The 18,905-nt window shown below is 42.1% G+C and carries 13 protein-coding genes and 1 riboswitch; of the genes, 11 read left to right on the plus strand and 2 right to left on the minus strand.

Features of this window, described 5'->3' with window-relative positions; all coding sequences use genetic code 11:
* Window positions 1–656 precede the first annotated feature (656 nt).
* Entirely contained in the window at window positions 657–1,382 is a 726-nt protein-coding gene (locus BIY37_RS04930; protein WP_070066725.1) for a carboxypeptidase-like regulatory domain-containing protein, read from the plus strand.
* A 142-nt stretch (window positions 1,383–1,524) separates the two neighbouring features.
* On the opposite strand, the gene ftsH is transcribed toward BIY37_RS04930, so the two are convergent.
* Complete coding sequence (gene ftsH, locus BIY37_RS04935) at window positions 1,525–3,345, minus strand: ATP-dependent zinc metalloprotease FtsH (protein WP_070066726.1); 1,821 nt, start codon at window positions 3,343–3,345, stop codon at window positions 1,525–1,527.
* Window positions 3,346–3,615: 270 nt separating this feature from the next.
* Here ftsH and BIY37_RS04940 point away from each other — a divergent pair, with 270 nt between their 5' ends.
* The 8 genes from BIY37_RS04940 (at window position 3,616) to BIY37_RS04980 (ending at window position 14,529) form a co-directional block, all read left to right on the plus strand.
* Window positions 3,616–4,530, plus strand: coding sequence for a radical SAM protein (locus BIY37_RS04940; RefSeq protein WP_070066739.1), 915 nt, complete (start codon window positions 3,616–3,618; stop codon window positions 4,528–4,530).
* A 358-nt stretch (window positions 4,531–4,888) separates the two neighbouring features.
* A riboswitch (cyclic di-GMP riboswitch) is annotated at window positions 4,889–4,985 on the plus strand.
* Window positions 4,986–5,103: 118 nt separating this feature from the next.
* Window positions 5,104–9,468, plus strand: coding sequence for a DUF7948 domain-containing protein (locus tag BIY37_RS04945; RefSeq protein WP_179129292.1), 4,365 nt, complete (start codon window positions 5,104–5,106; stop codon window positions 9,466–9,468).
* Between the two features lie 143 nt (window positions 9,469–9,611).
* The gene (locus tag BIY37_RS04950) at window positions 9,612–10,673 is read left to right on the plus strand and encodes a hypothetical protein (RefSeq protein WP_143299177.1); all 1,062 of its coding nucleotides are present in this window, start codon (window positions 9,612–9,614) and stop codon (window positions 10,671–10,673) included.
* Between the two features lie 242 nt (window positions 10,674–10,915).
* A complete protein-coding gene (locus tag BIY37_RS04955) occupies window positions 10,916–11,212 on the plus strand; it encodes a hypothetical protein (protein WP_070066729.1) in 297 nt (98 codons plus the stop codon).
* Window positions 11,199–11,579, plus strand: coding sequence for a toxin-antitoxin system TumE family protein (locus tag BIY37_RS04960; protein ID WP_070066730.1), 381 nt, complete (start codon window positions 11,199–11,201; stop codon window positions 11,577–11,579). The genes BIY37_RS04955 and BIY37_RS04960 overlap by 14 nt, the downstream gene beginning before the upstream one ends.
* Window positions 11,580–12,351: 772 nt before the next feature.
* Window positions 12,352–12,582, plus strand: a complete 231-nt coding sequence (locus BIY37_RS04965; protein ID WP_070066731.1) for an antitoxin family protein — start codon at window positions 12,352–12,354, stop codon at window positions 12,580–12,582.
* The gene (locus tag BIY37_RS04970; RefSeq protein ID WP_070066732.1) at window positions 12,566–12,955 is read left to right on the plus strand and encodes a type II toxin-antitoxin system VapC family toxin; all 390 of its coding nucleotides are present in this window, start codon (window positions 12,566–12,568) and stop codon (window positions 12,953–12,955) included. The genes BIY37_RS04965 and BIY37_RS04970 overlap by 17 nt, the downstream gene beginning before the upstream one ends.
* Before the next feature lie 347 nt (window positions 12,956–13,302).
* A complete protein-coding gene (locus BIY37_RS04980) occupies window positions 13,303–14,529 on the plus strand; it encodes a BaiN/RdsA family NAD(P)/FAD-dependent oxidoreductase (RefSeq protein WP_070066734.1) in 1,227 nt (408 codons plus the stop codon).
* A 662-nt stretch (window positions 14,530–15,191) separates the two neighbouring features.
* Here the strand turns inward: BIY37_RS04980 and BIY37_RS04985 are convergent.
* Window positions 15,192–15,662 carry a DNA polymerase ligase N-terminal domain-containing protein gene (locus BIY37_RS04985; protein ID WP_070066735.1) on the minus strand — a complete coding sequence of 157 codons (471 nt, stop codon included), beginning with the start codon at window positions 15,660–15,662 and terminating at the stop codon, window positions 15,192–15,194.
* 1,332 nt (window positions 15,663–16,994) lie between these two features.
* Here BIY37_RS04985 and BIY37_RS04990 point away from each other — a divergent pair.
* Complete coding sequence (locus BIY37_RS04990) at window positions 16,995–17,450, plus strand: YkgJ family cysteine cluster protein (RefSeq protein ID WP_070066737.1); 456 nt, start codon at window positions 16,995–16,997, stop codon at window positions 17,448–17,450.
* Window positions 17,431–17,925 (plus strand): YkgJ family cysteine cluster protein, encoded by a 495-nt coding sequence (locus BIY37_RS04995; RefSeq protein ID WP_070066738.1) that lies wholly within the window; start codon window positions 17,431–17,433, stop codon window positions 17,923–17,925. Before BIY37_RS04990 ends, BIY37_RS04995 begins: the two co-directional genes overlap by 20 nt.
* Window positions 17,926–18,905: the final 980 nt, after the last annotated feature.

Raw genomic sequence — 18,905 nt, forward strand, 5'->3', positions numbered from 1 at the left:
CTACAGGGTTAACCGTCATTGCATAACGATATGCTATAATAATGACATCCCTTCGGGATTACAGAATCAATATTTTGATCACTCATAGGGTTTGTGAACGAAAGTACGCTGAATAGTTACCTCGTAACTGCATTTTAATTTTCACCCGTCCAGGGCAACGACTTCCATGTAATAACCGTGCGGGTGGAGGGCAAAGACGTAATCAGCATCAATGGCTATCATACGCTACAAGACTATGTCGTCTTCATAAACCATCTCTTTCTAAAGAAATTAGGCTTGTCGCTTCGTCACCGCTAAATTGTTTGCTATAGTTTCTTCTGTTCCAACAGGGAGTTAGGTTTTCCGGTATTGTTGCGTTCAACTGAGTAAGATCAAGGGTCTGGCCCGGATCTACATCATCTTTGTTGAACCGTTGGCTCATGCGGGTTTACCGTGTAAAATCCTTTTTGACGAGTTTTACACTTCATCCCGCTCTCCTCTGCCTGAGGTGGGTTTGGTTGCACTGTAGTCGTATCAGGAGGTGATATGCTAGTTTCACGCACAAAGATTTTTAAGTGTTTGACAATTATGCCCGCAATTTGTTAAAGATAATAAAGGAGTTTTTTTAATATTCATTACACCTCTCACAAGATATTAACAAAAGGAATATAATGAACATGATAAAAAAAATTTGTATTTCCATGATCGTTCTTTTTTTCGTTTCAAAGGCATCGTATGCGTTTGAGACCGGTACCCTTCGCGGAAGAGTTGTCGATGGTTTTGGCAAACCCATTGCATTGGTAAATATTGAGTCTTTATCCGATGGATTAAAATCGAAAGCCACTTCCGATTCAACAGGGATGTTTTCTGTCAATTATAATGCCGGAAATGTTAAGCTTACCTTTACTAAGGAAGGTTATGTCCCGGCTTATATACCAATTCCCCTTGATGAAAAAACGGATTTTTCCTTAGATGATATTACTATATGGAAAATACCCCCTCATGGCGGACTTTTTTTCGTGGGTGAAAGTGACTATTTAGAAATGAACAAGGCAGAATACTACTATGAAAGCAGCAGCAAGGAAAGACGTTTTTACGTAAAAGGCACGCCAACGGTAATTAAAGGTCGGGCATTAAGGATCATCGATTTTCAAACAGATAGCCCTCTTGTGACAGGAAAGACGTTGTATCAATTGGATTCAAAAGGTTCGGTAGGGAGTATAATCTTTTATCCTTCACAAAAATATATACTCAACAAAGAGGAGGATTCCTACACGAAAATTGCTGACAATGTAGGCCTCAGAAAGCTAAATCTGCCGCCCGGGCGTTATTTTTATTGTACTGGCGAGATTACCATACGGTCAAAAGTTGGTTATGGATTCTTCTTTGAAATAACGTCATAACGCAGCAAAGCCGTAACCAAATTCCCCCTATCGATCGACTAACCCTTCGGCAGGCCCAGGATGTTGCGCCGTGCAGGGAAGAGGGGTGTAAAAAACTTGCAAAAAAGAAAGATTTCGTGCGGTAATACTCTGGAGATGAGGATTATTTCCGGGCTTCGGTTTTTCCGGAAATAATTTTTCTTAGCTCTTCTCCATCAACGACCTCCTTCTCCAGAAGAAGTTTTGCAAGAACTTCCAGGCGGTCTCTGTTTTCCGTGAGAATACCTTTTACCCTGGTATGTGTTTCGAATATAATCTTCTTGACCTCATTGTCGATGTCTTTTGAGACATCTTCACTCAATTCACGACTCATGCGATAACCGAGCTCCAGAAATTGCGGTCTTCTCCCATTTTGGAATGTCATTGGTCCCAGTTTTTCGCTCATGCCGTATTCCCGAACCATGCTCATCGCAATATCTGTTGCCCGTTCCAGATCATTCTGTGCTCCTGTCGAGATTTCATTAAATTTAATCTCTTCTGCTACGCGACCGCCCAGAAGTACGGCAAGCCGGTCTAATAATTCCGATCGCGTCAATAAATAACGGTCTTCCGTAGGCAATTGTAAGGTATATCCAAGGGCAGAAATCCCGCGCGGAATGATAGAGATCCTGTGGACTTTGTCAGCGCCCGGAACCGATTCTGCTACTAAGGCATGGCCAGATTCATGATAAGCAATGATCTCCTGTTCCTTCCTGCTCATAACCTTTTTTTTCTTCTCAAGTCCGGCAATTACCCGATTGATTGCCTCTTCAAAACTATCCATTCCCACGCCGTCTTTTCCCATACGTGCGGCGAGAAGCGCAGCTTCGTTGACCACGTTGGCCAGGTCTGCGCCGACAAACCCGGGTGTCCGCGCAGCAATAATCTTAATGTCAACGTCCTTTCCAAGTTTCACGTTTTTGCAGTGCACCTTGAGTATTTCTTCGCGCCCTTTGATGTCCGGTCTGTCGACAAGGATGTGTCTGTCAAATCTTCCGGGTCTCAATAATGCCGGATCCAGTATTTCCGGCCTGTTCGTTGCAGCCATGAGGATGACGCCTTTTCTTGTGTCAAATCCATCCATTTCAACGAGCAACTGATTCAGGGTGTTTTCACGTTCTTCATGCCCGCCGGATATCGGCGTCGCAGCCCTCACCTTTCCCAGGGCGTCAATTTCATCGATAAAGATGATACAAGGCGCCTTCTCCTGACCCTGTTCAAATAAATCCCTTACCCGGGCAGCGCCTACACCCACAAACATCTCGACAAATCCCGATCCGCTTATCGAAAAGAAAGGCACCTTCGCTTCACCGGCAACTGCCCTGGCAAGCAATGTTTTGCCCGTGCCCGTGGGCCCCACCAGCAACACCCCTTTGGGTATCTTTCCACCTAATCGCTGATATTTTTGCGGGTTTTGTAAATAATCGATAATCTCTTTTAATTCTTCCTTGGCCTCATCCACGCCAGCCACATCATCAAAGGTAACCCCGGTATCTTTATCGATATAGGGCTTGGCCCGGCTCTTACCAATGGACATCAGCCCTGCCCCTGGTGCGCCTTTTCTTGTGCGCGCCATCAGGATTAAAAATATAATCATCGGAATGAACCATAGTAAAAATAGACTTTGGCTCCATCCACTGTCGTTTGCTGCAGAAAATTTTACATTGTGCGCTATCAGTTCCTTAATCAGTTCTGTATCTTCGACCTTTACGGTTGTTATGCTTTTTTTTGACTTCTGGCCTCCTTCCGCTTTCAAAACAGCCTTGATAGTCGTAGGATTTATAATCACTTCTTCAAGTTTGTCCTGTGAGACCAGTTTTTTGAAATCGCTGTAAGGTATTTTTTCTGTCTCTGAAAATATTGCAAATGCATTACGGTGCATCGCGAGGAGGATCAGAAAGAAAAAAAATACGATAAAGATGCGGGCGAGATGTCTTTTGATCATGTTGTCCAGTTCAATAAATTCTGCTTTTTTGAAAATGAAATGTACTATATCAAACAGTTGCCGTATCTTGCGTAACTATATCAGATTATACACGCCATTAGCAACGCAGAATTTTATTTGTCATTTTGGATTTCAAATCTTATCGGTATAATTAATAAAATTTGCGTTTTTTTGAATCAACCGGGTTTATAGCGGGTGTATAGAAAAAGAGAAACAACGGTTTAAAATGTAAAAAACAGGTGTTTGTTTAAAATTTGGATTTTATATCTTATGTTCCAGCCACATTATATTAGTTTGTATAGAACAGGCAGCCTCGATGAAAGAATTGAAGAGGCGCGAAAATTATTACACGATTGCCAGATATGTCCGCGCCGGTGCCGGGTTAACCGCTATAAAAATGAATTAGGGGTATGTGGGATTGGTAAGTTACCAAAAATTTCCAGCTATAATCCGCACTTCGGAGAAGAACCGCCGCTGGTGGGTACTCATGGCTCAGGCACAATCTTCATTACCTCGTGTAACTTAGGCTGCGTATTCTGCCAAAATTATGAGATCAGCCATCTGAGAGATGGATATGAAGTTTCTTTTGAACGGCTTGCGCAGATGATGATCGAATTACAAAACCGGGGCTGTCATAACATCAATTTTGTTACACCAACCCATGTCGTACCGCACATACTCGAAGCGCTTCCTATCGCCATCAGAGAAGGGTTACACATCCCGCTCGTTTACAATACCGGCGGCTACGACCTCGTGGAAACCCTGCAATTGTTGGACGGGGTTTTTGATATCTACATGCCGGATTTTAAATTTTCTGATAGTGATGTTGCCGCCAAATGGTGCAAGGCCAGGGACTACCCTCAGGTGGTCATGGAAGTTATCCGGGAGATGCACAGACAGGTAGGCGACCTCATGGTAAACGACCGTGGTATTGCGGAACGGGGGCTCATCGTCCGGCATCTGGTTATGCCGAACGGATTGGCGGGAACTCGCAAGGTCATGCAATTTCTTGCCCAAAATATTTCTTCCCATACCTACGTAAACATTATGGATCAATATCATCCCTGTGGTCTTGCCCGCAAATATCCGGAGATCAACCGGCGTATTAACGAGAAGGAATTCGAGGTTGCCCTTCGCATAGCCCGCGAAGAAGGTATCACCAGGTTAGCCGGTCAGGCAATTTAACATGGTTATTTCGCCCTCGTCCAAATTAAATTTACGGTATCGGAATTTTCATTGTATTTGCGGGGTGGCATGGACAAACGTGTTTGTCCATGGTGTTTGAATTTATGCACGGGTTTTGGTTTTATCGCACGGACAAACGAGTTTGTCCGTGCCACCCTGTAACTCAAGATATAATCCGCCAGGGGGCCAACAAATCCTTGTTTTGTGCGGCCTCTGATGAATGTCTACAAGCTAAAACCTGGAGTTTTGAGCTGCTGCTTCTACAAGAGATAAATGTCCGTATTGGACACCCATGATAGTTTTTATTTGACAAAAATACAGAAAATGTTAAAAATGTGCTAATTTCGGCAATAAAAACATTCGATAAGGGCAAACCCCGAGTGATCGGGGGACGCAAAGGGAAGGGTCTTTCAACGTACAGGGACGTACGGGGGCACAGAGGCAGTGTCCCTTAACACATTAAGGAAATGGCTTTAGAAAAGACAGCCTTACTGACGAAGATGTTTTCACGAATATCTTTGCAGTAAGGCTTTTTTGTTTTCAAAAACAACAGGAGAAATGGAGGGGTGTGGGATGAAAAGGGCGAGTAAGTGTTTTGCAGTGCCGGCAGTCCTTTTGTTGTCATTATTTTGGTTGCAGGGTTTCCTCGCTGCGCAGGAGGGTATCGGCAAACTATCCCCCGTCCCGGTAAGCCAGAAACAGGAGAAGGCAGAGGTTATGCAAAAGGCCCAAAAACTCCGGATGCCTTTTATCGTCAATGAAGGGCAGGTGGATGAAGACGTGGCTTTTTACTCAAAAACATTCGGAGGTACGGTGTTTGTGACAAAGAGTGGTGATATCGTATATTCGTTACCAATGGCAGCACATGCGTCCCCGCTTACGTATTACGATATTGATAAAAATGAGACAGGATATACAGGATTAACCGGATTTTTTAGGAAAGAAGGTCAATGTATTGTGCATCGCATCTTGTGTACCATGTATCCATATTGCACCTGGAATTTTCCAGTTCATTGTTCTGAAACGAATCCCCCTGTTCATTATTCAGAATCAAATTTCCCCACTTGTCATACAGAATCAAATCTTCCCCTTTGTCATACAGAATCAAATTCCCTCGTTTGTCATTCTGAGCGGAGCGAAGAATCTTACATAAACAATTCACAGTTTGAGATTCTAAATCCAAAATCCGCAATCCAAAACTTGTCCCCGACTTCGATGGGGGATCAAAAATTAGCCGGTGTTGTCCTCCGTGAAGAATTTATCGGCGCTAAGGTTTCCGGGGTAAAAGGCGAGGGCGAGTCTGTAACAAAGGTCAGCTATTTCAAGGGAAACGACCCATCCAGGTGGAAGAGCAACATCTCCACGTATGAACGGGTAAATCTTGGGGAGATTTATGAGGGGGTTGAACTCAAATTAAAGGCGCATGGAAATAATGTGGAAAAACTCCTTTATGTTAAACCAGGGGCAGACCCGAATCAGATCAAGATCAGTCTGAGCGGCATACAACCTTCTGGAAATCCTCCCCCTTTATCCCCCTCCGTGAGGGGGACAGGTGGTTGTCCCCCGCTGGCGGGGGCAGGGGGTGGAATGGGGGCACGGGGGTTGTGGGTAAATGAATATGGTCAGCTTGTGGCAGAGACTGAGCTTGGGGCGGTAAAATTCACAAAACCCATAGCCTATCAGGAAATTGATGGGAAGAGGGTGGAGGTGGATGTAGCATATCAAATTGAAAACTGCAAGATACAAAATGCAGAACAAGGAATAACACACCCCTTACCCCTCTCAAGAGGGGAATATAAAAGCCCCCTATCGGGAGAGGAATGCAGAAATCCTCTCTTGGGGGAGGAATGTAAAAGTCCCCTCTTGGGAGGGGATTCAGGGGTGGGTAACTCCGAATGCCGAAATCTGAAATTTGTAAGTTCCCAGAAAACACGGACAAATAATCCCTGCTCAAAACATACAGGGACAGGTTTTGTCCATGCCACCCAGCCAGAAACTAAAAACTCTTCCACTCCCAACTCCGAAACTCCCCAACCCACTTACGGCTTCAAGGTCGCCTCGTACGACCGCACAAAAGACCTCATCATCGACCCCCTGCTGGCATCCACGTTCCTGGGAGGGTCTGGTGTTGATTATGGTTTTTCTCTCACCCTCGACACAAGCGGGAACGTATATGTGGCGGGGGCGACTGCTTCAACAGATTTTCCGACGACGAGCGGGGCATATTATAACGCTTGTAATGGTTCTTGCGATGTCTTTGTATCGAAGTTTGACAGTGGATTAACGAGCCTGCTGGCATCCACGTACCTGGGTGGGTCTGGTTATGAGGCGGGTCGTTCTCTCACCTTGGACACAAGCGGGAACGTATATGTGGCGGGGGAGACTGCTTCAACAGATTTTCCGACGACGAGCGGGGCATATGATACCTCTCTCAATGGTATTGATACCTTTGTCTCGAAGCTAGACGGTGGATTAACGAGCCTGCTTGCCTCCACCTTCCTGGGCGGGTCTATTAGTGAAGGGGGTAATTCTCTCACCCTCGACACCAGCGGGCATGTATATGTGACGGGGTATACTAATTCAACAGACTTTCCGACGACGAGCGGGGCATATGATACCTCTCTCAATGGTATTGATACCTTTGTCTCGAAGCTAGACGGTGGATTAACGAGCCTGCTTGCCTCCACCTTCCTGGGCGGGTCTATTAGTGAAGGGGGTAATTCTCTCACCCTCGACACCAGCGGGCATGTATATGTGACGGGGTATACTAATTCAACAGACTTTCCGACGACGAGCGGGGCATATGATACCTCTCTCAATGGTATTGATACCTTTGTCTCGAAGCTAGACGGTGGATTAACGAGCCTGCTGGCCTCCACGTACCTGGGCGGGTCTGCTTATGAATATGGTCATTCCCTCACCCTCGACACAAGCGGGAACGTATATGTGACGGGGGAGACTTATTCAACAGACTTTCCGACGACGACCGGGGCGTATGATACCTCTTTTAATGGTAATAATTATATTGAGGATGTCTTTGTCTCGAAGCTGGACGGTGGATTGACGGGCCTGCTGGCGTCCACGTACCTGGGTGGGTCTGGTAGTGAGGGAGTTCGTTCCCCCACCCTCGACACAAGCGGGAACGTATATATAACAGGGTATACGAATTCACCAGACTTTCCGACGACAAGCGGTGCATATGATACCTCTCATAATGGTGGTGGTTATGATGTCTTTGTCTCGAAGCTGGACGGTAATCTTTCCGCATTTGCTGCAACCACACCTACCCCTTCGCCCACGCCGTCACCGACGCCAACACCAACACCGTCCCCTACTCCCACACTTTCACAATCACCACCCTTTGGTCTGACCATTATCACGCACGGGTACCAATTGGCTGGGAACTTGACAAAAATTCCATCTTGGGTAGATGAAATGGCTGAAGCTATAGCAAATCGGTTTGGGGGGTCCAATACCATGCCTATTTATACCATGAAAATAATTAAAGATGGATCAGGGCAAATAATAGCTGAAGACCCTAAAGTTACTTCTGCTTCTGATTTTAAATCAGCCGGTGGCGCTATTATTAAAATAGACTGGACTGATCTTAGCTGTATTGATACCTGCATTGAAACGGCTTCAACGACTTTAGTTGGTGATGCGATTTTTACAAAACTTGGAACAGATTTGTCAGGCGCCTGGCTCCAAGTGCCAATCCATCTCATAGGCCACAGCCGGGGTGCATCTGTTAACTCACGACTTGCATACGACCTGGGAGCGCATGGAATATGGGTGGATCACTTCACGACGCTGGATCCACAACCAGTTACAAGCTTCGGTGATTTCAAAGTTAAAGCATGGAAAAACGTACTATTTGCAGATAATAATTATCGTCGTAAAGATACATCTGCTCCACCATATGGTGAGCACGTAGCTGGCACCTACGAGAGAAAGCTCAATGGCATTGTGAAGGGTGATGGATACCCTTGCGACGACTCAGGGGTCTTCGGTAATGGGACAGCGCATGAACAGGTTCATACTTATTATCACGGGACGATACTTGGTGACGATGCTTGCGTAGACCATGTGCTTGTTCAACCTGAATGGTATGAACCAAAATATCCAACTCGTAAAACAGGATATTATTTTAGTCGAATTGGCAAGGGAGACCGTTATTCATCAGATGATACAGGCTATTTACCACTCATTCATCCAGGGGATGGCTTACACTACCGATTGATTGCGTCAAACAAAGATAACAGAGCGGACTTAGATTTATCGAATAATTATCCTGCCTGGCCCAACGCGACATTCAAACCATTCGAAAACGAAGATGACTATAACGTGCACGTTGGGGAAAAAGTTGATTTCACCTATTATTACCAGGATGCTGGCAGCAATCTTGATATTATGTTTGCCTTGGATAATGACACAAACCCATTTAACAATTCCAACAATAACTATTATAAAGAAATTGGTAGTCATCCTGGTAAAACTAAAAGAGGAACCATTAGCGCCAAAACGAAATTTAGTTGGGTTCCCACGGATGCCGATATTGGAACTCATTATGTCCAGATCAAGGCCACGGATGCTGACGGACATGTGCGCTATGATTACCTGCTCAACAAGAGCCTGACTATCAGCCAGACGGAAATAAAAGCGTCTCCGAAAACCCTCAAGCTCAAGACAAAAAAGAGTAATGATGTAACGGTGACGATGACAGGCAGTAAAGATCTCCCAGTTGTAGGCGAAACGGTAACTGCCAAGATTCTTAAGTCGGGTACAAAGCATATATCGGTCTCACCGCAAAGTTCAGATACAGACACGAACGGTCAGGCCGTATTTACCATTACGTCTACGAACAAGACCGGTGATGCAAAGGTCAGATTCGAGGCTGCTAGCGTGGGGACGACAGTAAAAGTAAGGGTTGTAAAGTAAAACGGCTTCCTGTGCGGGTTCACCCATTATAAGGAAGTTTTATGGCTATGCGTAGGCTCCATAGCTAAAAAACGGTATTTGTGGTCATTAAAATTATGAAAGAGTATCCAACAGAAAAGAGTCAACAGGATAAAATCGAGCGAATGAGACAAGAGCAAATAAACCACGAAAAAGCATTGCTTCCTGAACGTTGCGAGGATTGGGAAAGACATGAACATGCCCTAAGACTTGATCCTCTGAAATGGATTTCCGAAACAAAATATAGATCCCCGGAATGTGCGGATAATAAAGCATGTTGCATACATTGGCTTAAACTTATCATGGGAGAATTGGCAGATAATGGCATGGGGATACTGCTTTTTTGGATACAGTGCCGTGAAGTAGCTGGTGAATATGAGACAGAAGTTATTATGCAGATCATGACGGATATCCTTACAAAAAAGGAAAAGCACAAGGTCATGATGACCATTGTTGATAAATACTATGATACAAAAGAAGCGTGGGAGAGTTATGTTCGCGGTGGCAAACCATATCGTATGCAAATTGATTATCTTCGGATGAAAGAATGTAAAGAAAGGTTGTCCAAAGCCTTTGGTCTGACAGACGATGCATTGAAGATGTACGAGGTAGCGCGAAAGAAGAGGATAAAACGATTAGTCGTAAAAGAAAGAAGGGATACTATTAAAGAAGACAAAGGTTTTTCCATGCCGCAAGTTTGCAGTGATATAGGCAGTCATAGAGCGGATGAAGTGGAAAAGATGTTTGAAAAACGCGGGTCTCTTATTATTTCATTATTCATGTTTGACAGACACACATTTACGTCTTCTTTCGGTGAAAAAATTTGTTGTAGGTACAAGTTGGGGCTCATTCTAAAAGAACTGTTAAGGAATGAAGGCCTTGTAGATTATATAAACCACATAATTTCAACGAAACGCCTCTTAAAATATCAACCGAAGCAATTGCGCATTTACTTGGGAACTGAAATGAAAATATTGCATGAATGTGATCGAAATAAAGTTATGGAATGTCTGGGCGACCTTTATACTGAGACGGGACTAAAATTACAAAAAAATGAGCGGGAAGTGAACTGCCCTGTACCTGAAAATGTCTATCTCTATATTTCTTATTTGGAAAATCAAAAAGAACTTCACGAAAGGAAAGAACGTTTGTCTATTTTAACCAGGCTTATTCGCAAATTAAGTTAAAAATAATTTTGACAGGAGTAACAGGATAATCAGGATGAGTTATGGCCAGATTTTCACATGGCGTGATCAAGTCTTTGAAAAAAGTAGAGTTTTTGGGATGCCCTAAAAACTTCGGCTGGATGATGGAAAGATTTGATCGATGCTGAGGAGCTAAAAAGAAATATTTGTAATGATCTCAAAGAAAATAAATGGTGTTCATACGTAATTTTTTTAGATACTGAAAGATTTTGGGAGGTCTTAAAATGATAAAACTACAAATACAATCCGACACAAAGGATAGTGTCCTGGATATTGTCAGGGCTGCTATTTCTGCTGAAATTAAAAGACTAGAAATCGGCCTGGATAAGACGGACAAGCAGATTAAAGAATATGAAACTGAATACAACGTATCTTCAGACACATTTCAAAAAGAGTTTACAGCCGAAGATATGAAGAAGGGAGACCTGGAATATATTGCGTGGGCAGGAGAATTAAAGATCAGGGAAAAAATAATGGCGGATCTGAAAAAACTGAAAGAAATTGAATATGTTGCTCACTGAATATTTTGTCGGGGTTGTGAAGGTTATTGAAGAATATTCAAAAACCCATTTGATAACCGATTCTGGTTTAAGCATTGATTGTAGAACAGAGAAAATCGGAATTATCAAAGGAAAGGTAACCTTTACTAACGATTCGAGTTTGTTTTTTACTGAATATCTTGACCTCAGATATAAGGTTGAAAAACTTACCTACGCTTTTCACTATCAACAAAAAGACGGGAAGCTCATATTCCGATATGACAACGCCAATCATAAGCCTCAGCTAAAATTTGTGTCTCACAAGCATGTATCTACCGGTGAAATAATTCAATCTGGTATACCCGAATTAAGTGATATTTTCGAAGAGATAATGAATTATCTTTTATGAAGTATTAAACAGGTTTTTAAAGGGAAAGGAGGTGATATTCATGGCGAAATCACGATGTGCGATTTGTAATAGTGAGCATGATGTGAAGTATATGAAAAGATGCCCGAAATGTGAAATGTGGGTATGCAGTAAATGTGCATCAGCCCTTTGCCCCAGGTGTAAGACAAAACTGAAATAACAGGCTAACTATAGAAAAAAGGGTCATCGTGTAGTCGTGTGGGTAAAAGAGAGTGCAAAGTAGTATAAGATGGTATTAGATAAAGGGAGAAGAGCTTTTAAAAGGGTCATAAAATCTGTATGATTACCCTATGGGAAAAAAGAGACGATTATTGGACGAATACCAGTTCCCCGGGTTTCTACCGCGATCTGACATACGGGGGAAATAGGGTACAGATAAAATAGTTATTTTAGATAATGGACGATGGGACGAAGGAAAGACATATCATCCCAAGACACTCGACAAGACCACTTATAGCCAGGCACAAGATATAAAGGTTTTTATCAAATATAAGCCATTGCCGGGTACGCAGCGGAAAGAACCGTATTATTACTATTCACCTCGTGAAAAATGAAATCTGTTTGATCTTTATTTTCTTAGCTAGACTTTAAGGGTTAAACAGAAATTTTTTAAAATGGAGAAAATAGTAACAGATTTTGTCATAGCTATTTGTATTTCATCTGGTGTACAATAAAAACAAATGTCCATAAGTATAAAAAGTTTTTATATATGTTGTCAGATTAGGTATAGTCACTGCAAAAGGAGTGTTAAGAAATGACGAAAACTATCCATGCAATATATGAACATGGTATATTACGACCATTAGAACCAATTGAAGGATTAAGGGAAAATGCAGAGGTTGAAGTAACTATTGCTGTTAAGCAAAAGGAGTTATCTCCTATCCTAAGATTTGCGGGTATATTGAGTGAAGAAGAGGCAAACAAGATGTTAAGAATAGTGGAAGAGGAGTTTGAAAGGGTAAATCTGGATGAATGGAAGGATTAGCCTCGATCCAAATATTGTAATACGCTTGTTTAAGAATGATCCTATAATCACCAAGACACTTGCCACCGTATCAACCTTTTGTCTTCCAATTCCTGTAATAGCTGAGCTTCTCTTTACTGCCAGAAACTCATCCCGCCAAAAAGAAAACCTAAAAGTCTACAATGAATTTATTGATATCTGCAATGTGTTAAATATTACAAGGGAAACGGCCGACCATTATAGTTCCATAAGATTAGAATTAAAACAGAAAGGCCGCCCTATTCCTGAAAATGACTTGTGGATTGCATCTATCTGTAGAGAACAAAATTTACCTCTTGTTACAGGGGATGCATATTTCGATAACATAAATGATTTAAAGGTAATTAAACTATAGCAAAAAAGTACTCAAGCCTATTCAATAATTATTTCAAAACATTTTTATTTTGATGTTGGAGATGACCAGAAATATGAACAGAGTACAGATAAAATAGTTGTTTTGGATAATGGACGCTGGGACGAAGGGAAGATATATCATCCAAAAACACTCGACAAGAGCACCGATAGTCATGCGCAGGGTATAAAGTTTGTAACAATTTAGCTTTTTGAAAAAATAGTGTGAAAAGTTCCCCTCTGCTAGGAGCAGCATATTAATAGAAAAACAATTTACCCCTATCTTAACCTCCATCGGAGTGATATAGTGTTTCTGTGCTTCATGTGTCGATCCCGGGGAGTGATGGTTTTATGTATGATCTTATTGTCATTGGCGGTGGTCCTGCAGGCATGATGGCTGCTGGCCGTGCGGGCGAAAAGGGGAAGAAGGTTGTTCTTCTTGAAAAAAAAGACCGCATGGGCAAAAAGCTTCTCCTGTGCGCCACAGGGCGGTGTAACGTAACCAATACGGCATCGTTGGATCAATTCATAAAGGTATACGGAAGGGGAGGCCATTTCCTGCGCACGGCATTAGAAACGTTTGACAACGAAAAATTGCGTTCGCTTCTTTTGTCATACGGTGTAGAAACGGTTGTGGAAAATAAGGGACGGGTCTTTCCCAAAAGCCAGAGGGCGGATTCTGTTTTGCAGGCGCTTGAGGCTTATATGCACGACCATAAGGTAAAAATACAAACACATTCACCCGTCGTGCGGCTAAACTTTGAAGGTAATCGCATATCAGATGTGGAAACTAGTCAAGGAAACGTTTTTGGTAAAAATGTTTTGATTGCTACAGGGGGGCTTAGTTATCCTGCCACCGGCAGTAGCGGGGATGGTTATAAATTTGCCTCTTCTGCGGGTCATACCATTTGTCCCACGTATCCCGCTATCATTGCCTTTGAAACGGTGGAAAGCTGGGTAAAATCCCTGCAGGGTACCCCCATTAAAAATGTACATATTGCAGCTTATCAATCTGGTAAGAAGATTGCCGAACAATTTGGCGAGGCGCTTTTCACTCATTACGGTCTCTCTGGTCCAACCATTCTGGATATGAGCAAGCGCATGGTTGAGTGTTTGCAAGACGGTCCCGTGCAAATACGCATCGATCTTAAGCCCAAACATTCACCGGAAGAACTTGAAGGTCTCCTCCTGGATCAAATCAAACGGCACGGTAGTAAGGCCATGAAATCTTGTCTGTCTTTTTTCATTCCCGAAAAATTGACTTCAATTTTCTTGAATCTCTGTAACCTGGAACCTAACAAAAAGGTGTCTCAAATAACGGTATCTGAAAGAAGGAAGATACTGAAACAACTCAAAGGACTTTGTCTCACCCTAATACGTCATCGTCCTATCGAAGAGGCCATTGTAACGGCTGGTGGTGTAAATCTGAATGAAGTTAACGCGAAGATGATGGAATCCAAACTATTGGAAGGCTTATATTTTGCCGGAGAGGTGTTAGATATTGACGGTCCTACAGGGGGATTTAATCTCCAGGCGGCATTTTCAACCGGATATCTTGCCGGAAATTCTGTTGATTAAAATTTAGGTAATCATTCAGTATCTTGAAAAATCCCAGCAACATTCGGCTTACTGCCTTTTATAACAGATAAGGCGTATGCTCGTGTCAAATACACCCCTAAATTCCTTCTTTCCAGAGGGGGCTCTTGCTTTCCCCTCTAAAAAGAGGGTCCGGGGAGTGTGTCACAAGGCAGCAAATGTTTTTTTTCTTGCCGGACGCAGGAAATGCATTGGGTATTACTTTCGTATTTTGAAACATTCATAGATGAGATCGCCTTTGAGACTGCCTGCATGCTCAAAAGCCGCATACTTTGTGAATCCGTTACAATTTAGTCTTTTAAAAATTTCCAATAAAAATAGGATGTTTCATGCAGCGTAGGGGCAAGTTTGAAACCTGCCCCTATCAAGTCAATATCATTCATACAGAAGGTTTTTCAAGAAACTAAAATTATTCCATGAACTCTAAACGTGATACAGACATACCATAATTTAATGGGGTGGCATGGATAAGCAGTATTTGTCTCTGTTTTTGCCATACTGCCAAGAATTCTGCGCTTACAGTATTCAGACTTGAGTCATCTATCCCTATTTTAAAAGGAATGTCTCACAAACGACGAAGTGCAAGTTCCACACGGACAAACTCCATTTGTCCGTGCCACCCTGCAACCGGGGATATTACTTGATTAAGAGGTTTGACAAGGAGGAATCCGTTCTATTAATTGCGATTTCTTTTCTGGTGTAAGTTTTGTTTCCAATTTCCAGCCAGGTATGGCGTGTTTATCCTTCTGTTTGATAAGAAGCCACTCGTTCCCCTTTGCCCTTCCCTTTAGATGAATTAGGGTGAAATTGCCTTTGAGGATTCTACCTTTGAGGGAAAAACTCATTTTGTCATTTTGCATATCAATGGGGACGTAGGTTCCACTGTCCCAGACAACTACGGCGCCTGCTCCGTATTGGCCCTGCGGAATAATACCTTCAAAATCGATATATTCTATAGGATGGTCTTCTACCTGCACTGCCAGGCGTTTTTCTGCCGGGTTCATAGAAGGACCTTTTGGAATAGCCCAGGAACGAAGCACCCCCTCCATTTCCAATCTAAAATCATAATGAAGATGAGTAGCATCGTGTTCGTGGACAACAAATCGGTGGCTCATAAGGGTATCTGTTTACCGCTCACGTTTTCAACGGACAACACCGGGTATTTTGAAAGTCTGAATAGAAATTTATAAGATCGAAATTACCTCATTAACTTTGGGATCATACCAATTTATAGGTGCATTCGCCACAGCAAAAAAATCCGTTTCTCACATTAAGACAAACAAGCACATTTACAATAGACAGAATAAAACCAATCGTTCTATCCAACATCCATGGAACTGCTACCAGGATCTTTTATGGTTCGTATCTTTCTGCAAAATTTATAGCGAAAGGCATTACATAACCGCATACCAGCCCATTGCCCACAATAATTGCCATCTTGTCTTTGGCAGGGACAAAGGGTAATCCTATTCTCAGATAGGATGGACCAAACAAAGATGAGCCCTTTGATGTGAAATACCGGTTACTAAACCGAGAGGAATATTACCAAGCATAGTACCCAGGTAGCCGTTACTATTTTATGGCGATTATTCACGATAGAAAGCTAATTTTCAAAATACACGGTAGCACTTCCTATTTACGAGCGGTCTTTCCTCCCATGAAACATACTAGCCATTTTACCATTGCTGGAATCGTGGTGTTGCATACTTTGTATGAATAATTCTCTCGCAAAGTCTATGAAGCATTTTTTCAAGATCAAACATTCTATACATAGCGACATAAGTTTACACCTGCCTGTCTTTCCGGGATTGACCTGGAATCCCGTATTTTTCTGGATTCCCGCTTCCGCGGGAATGACATATTCGTATCCGATTCATGACGCTGTGTGTATTATCATTCGCCATTCATTGTCCCTTGTTTGATATAAGAATTCTTATAAATCTAAGACATGAAGTACTGGGTACCTACCATCTCAACCTGATAAAAATATAAAAGGCATATTCATTCTTGTGCGTTTACTATTCCGGCGTGTATCGTGTCAGACCTTTGAGCGGTATCTCCTTATTAAAAATTGTAAGAAGTCTTTCGAAACATGTCTATTCAGTTCAAATGTGATATGTATTGTATTTTATAAAAGTAATGGTATGATAAGGTATTAAAATACGTATAACCGTTTTGGCTCTTTGAAAGGAATTTCCCACGCATTTCTTGTGTACGGTAAAAGACGAAACATTTGCTGCCTTATGACACGCCCCAAGATTTTTTTAGAGGGAAGAGAAAGAGTCCCATCTGGAAAGAGGGGATTTCGGACGTGTTTGATACGAGCAGGCGCCTTATCTTTTATAACGGGCAGTACCTTAATGTTGCTGGGATTTTTTAAAAAACGGGATAGTTACAAAAACTTTAAGGATTGCATTATTAACGCAAAGAGGTAATGAAAATAGAATATGAATTGCTCGAAAACCAATGAAAATGAAGTTGTTCAAGAAGGCATACAACCCTGGTACAAGGAGGGGTTGAGGTTTGAATGTCAGCGGTGTGGCAGGTGTTGTCGTGGTGAGCCTGGTGTCGTATGGGTGAATAAAAAGGAGGTTGAAGAAATATCTGCATTTCTGGGTATTACAAAGAACGCATTTGCCAAAAACTATTTGAGGAGTGTTAATGACCGAGTCAGTCTGGTTGAATACGGTAACGGTGACTGTGTCATGTATGATAATGGTTGTAAGATTTATGATGTAAGACCTTCCCAGTGCAGGTCGTTTCCCTTTTGGACATCGAATTTGGAAGACAGGTCTGAGTGGGAAAAAGTAAAGAAGACATGTCCCGGTATAGATAAAGGGAATTTGCATACCATCAAAAGTATAGAGGACAATGTAAAAATCTATGAAGGACGGTTTCGTTGATATGACAGCAGAAGAACCATTAGGAGAAATAAACCTTTATTCAGAATTTGTGCTTCTCTATCAACGTTTGGAAAAAGAGCTAACACGGATGAATCCGGGATGTAACCGGTGTGGAACATGCTGCAGTTTTAGCGCATTTGATCATGTGCTTTATGCAAGTGCAATAGAAGTTGACTTTATTACGCGGAACGTGGAAGTCCCTGATTTTAATATCTCAGACAACAGGTGTCCTTTTCTGAAAGATAATCAGTGTAGCATTAGAGACTTTCGAACGCTCGGATGTCGTATTTTTTATTGCAACCCTCATTACAAAGAGATATTGTGTGATATGTACGAAAAGTATTGTCAAATGATGAAAGAATTAAATGATAAGTATAAAATCCAATGGAAATACCTACCTTTTCTCGATCAACTTGCCGAATTCAAATCAGAACAAGCTGCTCGTTTATCATCCTACAGCGAACGTCTTAAATAAGCATACATGCAATATATCTGTAAAAAAGCACATCAAAAAAAATACCCTTTTCGTCGAAAAATCAGAGAAATTCCCTCTTGCCATGTATCTTTTCACACGGAGGCTAATCAAGCTACAACGTCCCGAATGTCTGAATGACGAGCTGATTACCGAGGTGTATCTTTCTCCTGCCTTTTCGAGATATCTTCAACAATTGGTTTTAGCCTGCCCTTTCCTGAACCCCTTTTGCATTGGATTGTCATAACGTCCGGGTCTGAAAAAATCTCCCCGTAAAAATTTCATAGTTTCTTGGCACCATCTTGTCCTTTTTTTCTGTAAAAGATGTTCATTCCAACCAAATGCCTGAGTACAGAATATGTAGCCAATGAGTCAGCTTTTCATAATTTACGTTAAGAAAGATGACTCTTCAGGTATTATCAGAAAAATCATAATTTACAAGGATTGAACTACCAAAACAGACTGTGACGCTGGCTATTTCAGATGACCTTTCATATTCACTGCATTGGCAGGGCATTCACTCCGCGAGTTGCAGAGGCCTGTCTGGTTCAAACGATGTGTCAATTGAAATATAAAAATTTAACCACTCACTTTATTAAAAGAAGTGTAAGCCTCTGTTCATAGAAAAGTGAAATAAGTTTATTGTGTAGGAATCTTCACTTTATTTAAGCGGGTTACAGGGTGGCACTGACAAACTTTGTTTGTCAGTGTGATATGCTCCAAATCCGTGTGTATAGTCAAACAACATAGACGAACAAGTTTGTCCATGCCACCCTGTAACCAAATACATAACCCAACAGGAATTGAAAAGGATTAAATTCTAACTGGAATTGATCGGGGTGAATCAGAAGCTACAGGAAATAGTAAAAAATGAGTAACTATTCAGCGAAACGGATGGTGAGAGAGAATAATTTCTCAGAATAGTTAACCCGACCTTCGCAATTCGAGGGGTGTATGAGCTGCTAAGCCAGCAAATACAAGGG

It is taken from the genome of Candidatus Brocadia sapporoensis (assembly GCF_001753675.2).
Classification (GTDB): domain Bacteria; phylum Planctomycetota; class Brocadiia; order Brocadiales; family Brocadiaceae; genus Brocadia; species Brocadia sapporoensis.

What these genes read in the sequence shown, in the direction of transcription:
- BIY37_RS04930 (WP_070066725.1), top strand. Translation starts at nt 657, where the DNA reads ATGATAAAAAAAATTTGTATTTCCATGATCGTTCTTTTTTTCGTTTCA.
- ftsH (WP_070066726.1), bottom strand. Translation starts at nt 3,345, where the DNA reads ATGATCAAAAGACATCTCGCCCGCATCTTTATCGTATTTTTTTTCTTT.
- BIY37_RS04940 (WP_070066739.1), top strand. Translation starts at nt 3,616, where the DNA reads ATGTTCCAGCCACATTATATTAGTTTGTATAGAACAGGCAGCCTCGAT.
- BIY37_RS04945 (WP_179129292.1), top strand. Translation starts at nt 5,104, where the DNA reads ATGAAAAGGGCGAGTAAGTGTTTTGCAGTGCCGGCAGTCCTTTTGTTG.
- BIY37_RS04950 (WP_143299177.1), top strand. Translation starts at nt 9,612, where the DNA reads ATGAGACAAGAGCAAATAAACCACGAAAAAGCATTGCTTCCTGAACGT.
- BIY37_RS04955 (WP_070066729.1), top strand. Translation starts at nt 10,916, where the DNA reads ATGATAAAACTACAAATACAATCCGACACAAAGGATAGTGTCCTGGAT.
- BIY37_RS04960 (WP_070066730.1), top strand. Translation starts at nt 11,199, where the DNA reads ATGTTGCTCACTGAATATTTTGTCGGGGTTGTGAAGGTTATTGAAGAA.
- BIY37_RS04965 (WP_070066731.1), top strand. Translation starts at nt 12,352, where the DNA reads ATGACGAAAACTATCCATGCAATATATGAACATGGTATATTACGACCA.
- BIY37_RS04970 (WP_070066732.1), top strand. Translation starts at nt 12,566, where the DNA reads ATGAATGGAAGGATTAGCCTCGATCCAAATATTGTAATACGCTTGTTT.
- BIY37_RS04980 (WP_070066734.1), top strand. Translation starts at nt 13,303, where the DNA reads ATGTATGATCTTATTGTCATTGGCGGTGGTCCTGCAGGCATGATGGCT.
- BIY37_RS04985 (WP_070066735.1), bottom strand. Translation starts at nt 15,662, where the DNA reads ATGAGCCACCGATTTGTTGTCCACGAACACGATGCTACTCATCTTCAT.
- BIY37_RS04990 (WP_070066737.1), top strand. Translation starts at nt 16,995, where the DNA reads ATGAATTGCTCGAAAACCAATGAAAATGAAGTTGTTCAAGAAGGCATA.
- BIY37_RS04995 (WP_070066738.1), top strand. Translation starts at nt 17,431, where the DNA reads ATGAAGGACGGTTTCGTTGATATGACAGCAGAAGAACCATTAGGAGAA.